Consider the following 6466-nt stretch of genomic DNA (forward strand, 5'->3'; position numbering starts at 1 on the left):
GCCCTCATGAAAACCCTTGTTAAAGGAGCAGTTTCAGCTGCCTTGGGCCTGGTGGCCTTCGGATTGATGCTATTCCTGCCGGCGGGGACGTTCCATTACTGGCAGGCATGGGTCTTCCTTGCGGTATTCGCGTTCTATACCTGGATCCCCAGCGTTTACTTGGTACGCAAGAACCCGGCCGCGCTGGAGCGGCGCATGCATGCCGGGCCGTTGGCGGAGACCCGAACGTTGCAGCAGATCGTCAGCACCGTCGTGTTCATCTGCTTTCCGGCCATGTTGGTGGTCAGCGCTTTGGACCATCGATTCGGCTGGTCGCCAGTGCCAACGACGGTCACCGTGCTCGGCGACATTCTGGTCGCGATCGGACTGGGCGTCGCCATGCTGGTGGTCGCCCAAAACGGTTATGCAGCAGCCAATATCACCGTCGAGTCGGGGCAGACGCTGGTCTCCACCGGACTGTACGGCCTGGTACGCCATCCGATGTATAGCGGCAGTGTCATCATGATGGTCGGCGCCCCGCTTGCGCTCGACTCGTATTGGGCGCTTGTCTTCATCATCCCTGCGCTGCTCGCGCTCGCGCTTCGAATCCGCGATGAAGAAGAGTTGCTAGAGCAACAACTGAGCGGCTACCACGAGTACGAACGGCAGGTGCACTACCGCCTGGTTCCGTTCGTCTGGTAATGCTGTGGCGAGCAGGGCCCTAGATCCAGACGCCCTTGCCGACGGCGACAACGCCGCCGGCACTGATCGCGAAGCGCTCCCGGTCCTTCTCCAGATCCACCCCGACCATCTCGCCGGGTCCGACAACGACGTTCTTGTCCAGGATCGCGTGACGCACCACCGCCCCGCGGCCGACCCGGACGCCCGGGTTGATGACGCTGCCCTCCACGATCGCGCCGTCGTCGACGACGACGTTCGACGACAACACGGAGTTGCGCACCGAGGCAGCCGAGATGATGCTGCCCGCGCCGACCACCGACTCCTGCGCAGAGCCGCCGTTGACGAACTTCGCCGGCGCCAAGTTCTCCGACGCACCGTGGATCGGCCAGCGCTTGTTGTACAGGTTGAATATCGGATGCACCGACACCAGGTCCATGTGGGCGTCGTAAAACGCGTCTAGCGTTCCCACGTCACGCCAGTACGCCCGGTCGCGGTCGGTAGCGCCGGGCACCTCGTTGTCGGAGAAGTCGTAAACGCCCGCCAGCCCGTCGGAGACCAGCCGCGGAATGATGTCACCGCCCATGTCGTGATCGGAATTGTCGTCGTCGGCGTCGGCGCGGATCGCGTCAATGAGCACCTTGGTCGTGAAGATGTAGTTCCCCATCGATACGTAAGTGGAATCCGGGTCATCGGGGGTTCCCGGCGGCTCAGCCGGTTTCTCCAGGAACCTGCGGATGCGGCCGGACTCGTCGATGTCGATGCACCCGAACGCGGATGCCTCGGCGCGTGGCACCCGGATACCGGCCACTGTCGCCCCGGCCCCGGTGTCGATGTGGAACTGGACCATCTGCTCGGGGTCCATCCGGTAGACGTGGTCGGCGCCGAAAACCACGATGTAGTCCGGATCCTCATCGAAGATCAGGTTCAGCGACTGATAGATCGCGTCGGCCGAGCCGGTGTACCAGCGCGGGCCGAGCCGCTGCTGCGCCGGCACCGGGGTGATGTACTCACCGGCCAACCCCGACAACCGCCAGTTCTGCGAAATATGGCGGTCCAACGAATGCGACTTGTATTGGGTGAGAACGCAGATCCTCAGGTAACGGGCATTGACGAGATTGGAAAGCACGAAGTCGATCAGCCGATAGGCGCCGCCGAAGGGAACCGCGGGTTTGGCCCGGTCCGCGGTCAACGGATACAACCGCTTGCCCTCCCCCCCGGCCAGGACGATGCCCAGCACGTGTGGCGCTTCCCTCATGGGTCAAACCTATCGGCCGCTGTCAACCGCTGCCAGCTCATTCCTCTTAAATACCCACGCTGACGGACTGTCCATCAACCTATTTGGATCAACCCGGCGCCTGCGCCATCCGGACGCGACCACTACCGTGCCGGGTATGCGGGTGGCGATGATGACTCGGGAGTATCCGCCGGAGGTCTACGGCGGCGCGGGGGTACACGTAACCGAGCTCGTCACGCAACTGCGCAAGCTCTGCGAGGTCGATGTGCACTGCATGGGCGCGCCCCGAGCGGGCGCCTTCACCTATCAGCCGGACTCGCAACTCCGCGGCGCGAACCCGGCGCTATCGACGTTGTCGTCGGATCTGGTGATGGCCAACGCCGCCGCGGAGGCCAGCGTGGTGCACACCCACACCTGGTACACCGGGTTGGCCGGGCAGCTGGCGTCGTTGCTCTACGACGTCCCGCATGTGCTGACCGCGCATTCACTGGAGCCGTTGCGGCCGTGGAAGGCCGAACAGCTCGGCGGCGGCTACCGGATCTCGTCGTGGGTGGAACAGACGGCGGTGACCGCCGCGGACGCCGTCATCGCCGTCAGCTCGGGCATGCGCGACGACGTGTTGCGGGTCTATCCGACGCTGGATCCCGGCCGGGTACATGTCGTGCGCAACGGGATCGACACCGACGTCTGGTATCCGGCCGACCCGTTGGGATTCCTCCCGGAGGAGTCGGTGCTCGCCGACCTCGGCATCGACCGCAGCCGGCCGATAGTGGCATTCGTCGGGCGGATCACCCGGCAGAAAGGCGTCGCACACCTGCTGGCGGCCGCGCACCAGTTCGGGCCCGACGTGCAGTTGGTGCTGTGCGCCGGAGCGCCCGACACGCCGGAAATCGCTGCCGAAGTCACCGCCGGGGTTGCCGAGCTGGCCCGCAGGCGCACCGGCGTGTTTTGGGTAAGGGAAATGCTCCCGATCGGAAAGATACGCGAGATACTCTCGGCTGCAAGAGTTTTCGTCTGCCCATCCGTGTATGAGCCGTTGGGCATTGTCAACCTGGAAGCGATGGCCTGCAGCACGGCGGTGGTGGCCTCCGACGTCGGTGGCATACCCGAGGTGGTCGCCGACGGGGTGACTGGTTCGCTGGTGCACTACGACCCCGACGACGCTGACGGTTATCAGACCAGGATCGCTGAGGCGGTCAACGCCCTGATCGCCGATCCCGAAAAGGCGGAGCGCTATGGCCAAGCGGGACGGCAGCGCTGCATCGCGGAATTCTCCTGGGCGCGCATTGCAGAACAGACGCTGGAGATCTACCGGAAGCTGGCTTAGCTGGTGACGCCTTTGAGTTCGTCGCCCAGTGCGGCGGCTTCGTCGGGTGTCAGCTCGACGACGAGTCGACCACCGCCCTCCAGCGGTACCCGCATCACGATGCCGCGCCCCTCCTTGGTCGCTTCCAGTGGACCGTCTCCGGTCCGGGGCTTCATCGCGGCCATCGAGTGCTCCCTCCAGGTTCGAGCTGGCCCGCCGTCACGGACCTGGTCAGCGCCGGGCATGCCCCGCCAGCGGAATTCCAGCCATCCCGGGCATTGAACTCCAAATTCACCCCTCCATTGTTCCCTATCCGGGCCGACAGGTGTACATGACCTCCACCTCGGCGTTTCAATCCGCTGCCGGGGCGGACTTCCTCATCGGGGCGAGGGGACCCAGCAGGTTCGCAAGTGGTCGTCGACCATCCCGGTCGCCTGCATCAATGCGTACGCCGTGGTAGGCCCGACGAATCGAAACCCGCGCCGTTTCAACTCGCGTGCCATGGCGGTGGATTCCGGTGTGACCGCAGGGACTTTGGAGATGTCGACGGGCCGGGGCCGCGGCGCGGGTGCGAACGACCACAGCAACTCGGAGAGGTCTTCGACGTCGGCGGCGGCACGCGCGTTGGAGATCGTCGCCTCGATCTTGGCGCGGTTGCGAACGATTCCCTCGTCGGCCATCAGCCGGGCCACGTCGACATCGCCGTAGCGGGCGACCGTTTCGATGTCGAAGTGGGCGAACGCGCGCCGGAAGTTCTCCCGCTTGCGCAGAATGATCAGCCAGGACAGGCCGCTTTGAAAGGCCTCCAAACTCATCCGCTCAAACAACGGCACCGGCCCGTGCAGGGGCCGGCCCCATTCCTGGTCGTGATAGTCGCGGTAAAGCGCGAAGTCCGGGCCAGGCCGACCTACGGCCCAGTCGCACCGGACCAGCCCGTCGTCGGGCAGCACGGTCATCTCGGCTCCTCGTCGTCCTGAGCGTGGGCGCCGACATCTCCGTCGTCGGCCTCCACTTCGGCGGCGGCCGCAGCATGCACCGATGACAGCTGGCCGCGCAGCAGGTCGAGCTCCTGGGCGAGCCGGTCCAGCACCCAGTCCACCTCGCTGGTCTTGTAGCCGCGCAGCGTCTGAGTGAACTTGAGGGCGTCGACGTCGGCGCCGGTGACACCGGAGGCGGGTAGCGCCGTCGGCGTGGTCCCGGTGGGCAGCGGCGGTAGTGGCTCACCGCGGCCGAACAGCAGACTGACCACACCGAACAACACGACCGCTACCAGGACCAGCACCACTACGTACAGCAACACCAACGCCACGTCACAGATATTGCCTTATCGGTGTGACAGCGGCGCTCACGCTCTCTGGTGGCGACCCGCTGCGCCCGGCTTCGCCGCGTTCATCGGCGGCCGGTCGGCCAGCGACACCGTCGAGGTGCGCGGGGTATAGCCGTCGCCGTCGACGAAGAACTGGGTCAAACCCACCCCGGAGTCGGGGATGCCACAGCGCGAGAGCAGCGTCGCGACGACCTGACGGCTCATCGGGCCCAACTCGGCCAGCGGCCGGTTGCGGTGCGCCCGCACACCGAGGTTGACCTGCGCGATCGCGTCCAGGCCCAACCGGTCATAGGTGTCCACCAATAGGCCGATCTCGACGCCGTAGCCGGGCGCAAAGGGCACCGACGTCAGCAGTTCGCGAGTGGCCGCATATTCGCCGCCCAACGGCTGCAGCACACAGCCCAGCTCGGGTCGCAGCGCCGCGAGCAGGGGGCGCGCCACCAGCTCCGTCACCCGGCCACCGCCGGTGGCCCCCTCTCGGTCGCTGGCATCACTCACGTTCAGTGGCCGGCGATAGAAGCTTTTGACCAGGTGAATGCCGTCGTCGGTGAGCAGCGGCCCGAGCAGCCGCGGCACGAACATCGGGTGCGGGTCGATCAGGTCGGAGTCGACGAACACCACGATGTCGCCATCGGTGGCGGCCAGCGAGCGCCATAACACCTCGCCTTTGCCGGGCCGCGGCGGGATGTGGGGTAGGGCTTGTTCTCTGGTGACGACACGCGCACCGGCGGCGATCGCCCGGATCTCGGTGTCGTCGGTGGAGCCAGAATCGAGCACGATCAGCTCGTCGACCAGCCCGCCGACCAGCGGTGAAATGCTCTCGATCACCGATTCGACGGTGTCTTCCTCGTTGAGGGCAGGCAGCACCACCGAGATGGTTCGTCCGGCCTTGGCCGCCACCAACTCGTCGACCGTCCAATGCGGACGGGTCCAACTGCGGGCGGACAACCAAATGTCGCCGGGAAGCGCGGTCAATGCCCCCTCAGCGGCGAGATCGACAAGCTCTGATGCCGTCATGCGAGTCCTCTCACCGTGCGCATGGGCGCCCGCTCCCCATTGATCGAGGCCACCATTTCTAGCACCCGCCGGGTGGGCCCGACTTCGTGCACGCGGAACATCCGCGCGCCGGCGGCGGCCGCGAGCGCGGTGGCTGCCAGGGTGCCCTCGAGCCGTTCGGTCAGATCCACGCCCAGAGTCTCCCCGACGAAGTCTTTGTTGCTCAACGCCATCAACACCGGCCACCCCGTGTTAACAAGATCTTCCACATGGCGCAACAGCGCCAGGCCGTGGAAGGTGTTCTTGCCGAAGTCGTGGGTCGGATCGACCAGCACGCGATCGGGGGCCACACCGACTGCGACGGCGTGCTGCGCCGCCGCGGTGACTTCGCGGATCACGTCATCCACCACACCGCGAGTGCTCGTCCCATAGTTGACCCGGAATGGCCGGGTGCGCGGCCGCACGCCCCCGGTGTGCGAGCAGACCAGGCCCGCTCCGAATTCGGCGGCCACCTCCGGGATCGCGGGGTCGAAGCCGCCCCAGGTGTCGTTGATCAGGTCCGCGCCCGCGCGACAGGCAGCCCGGGCTATCTCCGAACGCCAGGTGTCGATGCTGATCAGCTGGTCGGGATAGGTGTCGCGCAGCCACTCGATAAAGGGCACCACCCGAGCCGTCTCGGTTTCGGTGTCGATGATCTCCCCGGGGCCCGCCTTGACGCCCCCGACGTCGACGACATCGGCGCCTTCGGCGATGACGCGGTGTGCAGCATCCCGGGCCGCTTCGTCGCCGAAGGTGGCACCGCGGTCATAGAACGAGTCCGGGGTGCGGTTGACGATCGCCATGATCAGCGGGCGGTCGCCGGCCACCGGACGGCCACACAGTGTGGACTGCACCCGTCCATGGTGCCTGCCCCTGCCATTTAGGCGGCGCTCAGGGCGCACAG

The 6466-nt window shown here is 66.2% G+C and carries 8 protein-coding genes; 2 read left to right on the forward strand and 6 right to left on the reverse strand.

The window, feature by feature from the left end; all coding sequences use genetic code 11:
* The first annotated feature begins 6 nt into the window (after positions 1-6).
* Positions 7-681 (forward strand): isoprenylcysteine carboxylmethyltransferase family protein, encoded by a 675-nt coding sequence (locus VNW74_RS05420; protein ID WP_325675574.1) that lies wholly within the window; start codon positions 7-9, stop codon positions 679-681.
* A gap of 19 nt (positions 682-700) precedes the next feature.
* On the opposite strand, the gene glgC is transcribed toward VNW74_RS05420, so the two are convergent.
* Complete coding sequence (gene glgC / locus VNW74_RS05425) at positions 701-1915, reverse strand: glucose-1-phosphate adenylyltransferase (RefSeq protein ID WP_325675575.1); 1215 nt, start codon at positions 1913-1915, stop codon at positions 701-703.
* Positions 1916-2051: 136 nt separating this feature from the next.
* On the opposite strand from glgC, the gene glgA reads away from it, so the two are divergent.
* Entirely contained in the window at positions 2052-3221 is a 1170-nt protein-coding gene (glgA, locus tag VNW74_RS05430) for a glycogen synthase (RefSeq protein WP_325675576.1), read from the forward strand.
* On the opposite strand, the gene VNW74_RS05435 is transcribed toward glgA, so the two are convergent.
* The 5 genes from VNW74_RS05435 to folP all read right to left on the reverse strand — a co-directional run bounded on the left by VNW74_RS05435 (position 3218) and on the right by folP (position 6365).
* On the reverse strand, positions 3218-3385 hold the full coding sequence (locus VNW74_RS05435) for a DUF3117 domain-containing protein (RefSeq protein ID WP_003406247.1): 168 nt from the start codon (positions 3383-3385) through the stop codon (positions 3218-3220). The two genes, glgA and VNW74_RS05435, sit on opposite strands and share 4 nt — an antisense overlap.
* Positions 3386-3577: 192 nt before the next feature.
* Positions 3578-4147, reverse strand: coding sequence for a DNA-3-methyladenine glycosylase I (locus VNW74_RS05440; RefSeq protein ID WP_325675581.1), 570 nt, complete (start codon positions 4145-4147; stop codon positions 3578-3580).
* A gap of 5 nt (positions 4148-4152) precedes the next feature.
* Positions 4153-4509, reverse strand: coding sequence for a DivIVA domain-containing protein (locus VNW74_RS05445; RefSeq protein WP_325675577.1), 357 nt, complete (start codon positions 4507-4509; stop codon positions 4153-4155).
* A gap of 36 nt (positions 4510-4545) precedes the next feature.
* Positions 4546-5544, reverse strand: coding sequence for a glucosyl-3-phosphoglycerate synthase (locus VNW74_RS05450; protein WP_325675578.1), 999 nt, complete (start codon positions 5542-5544; stop codon positions 4546-4548).
* Positions 5541-6365, reverse strand: a complete 825-nt coding sequence (folP, locus tag VNW74_RS05455; protein ID WP_325675582.1) for a dihydropteroate synthase — start codon at positions 6363-6365, stop codon at positions 5541-5543. The genes VNW74_RS05450 and folP overlap by 4 nt, the downstream gene beginning before the upstream one ends.
* Positions 6366-6466 lie beyond the last annotated feature (101 nt).

Source organism: Mycobacterium sp. (assembly GCF_035570115.1).
Lineage (GTDB): Bacteria > Actinomycetota > Actinomycetes > Mycobacteriales > Mycobacteriaceae > Mycobacterium.

Excerpts from the sequence above, each read along its gene's own strand:
- VNW74_RS05420 (WP_325675574.1), top strand. The coding sequence starts at position 7 with ATGAAAACCCTTGTTAAAGGAGCAGTTTCAGCTGCCTTGGGCCTGGTG.
- folP (WP_325675582.1), bottom strand. The coding sequence starts at position 6,365 with ATGGCGATCGTCAACCGCACCCCGGACTCGTTCTATGACCGCGGTGCC.
- glgC (WP_325675575.1), bottom strand. The coding sequence starts at position 1,915 with ATGAGGGAAGCGCCACACGTGCTGGGCATCGTCCTGGCCGGGGGGGAG.
- VNW74_RS05435 (WP_003406247.1), bottom strand. The coding sequence starts at position 3,385 with ATGGCCGCGATGAAGCCCCGGACCGGAGACGGTCCACTGGAAGCGACC.
- glgA (WP_325675576.1), top strand. The coding sequence starts at position 2,052 with ATGCGGGTGGCGATGATGACTCGGGAGTATCCGCCGGAGGTCTACGGC.
- VNW74_RS05450 (WP_325675578.1), bottom strand. The coding sequence starts at position 5,544 with ATGACGGCATCAGAGCTTGTCGATCTCGCCGCTGAGGGGGCATTGACC.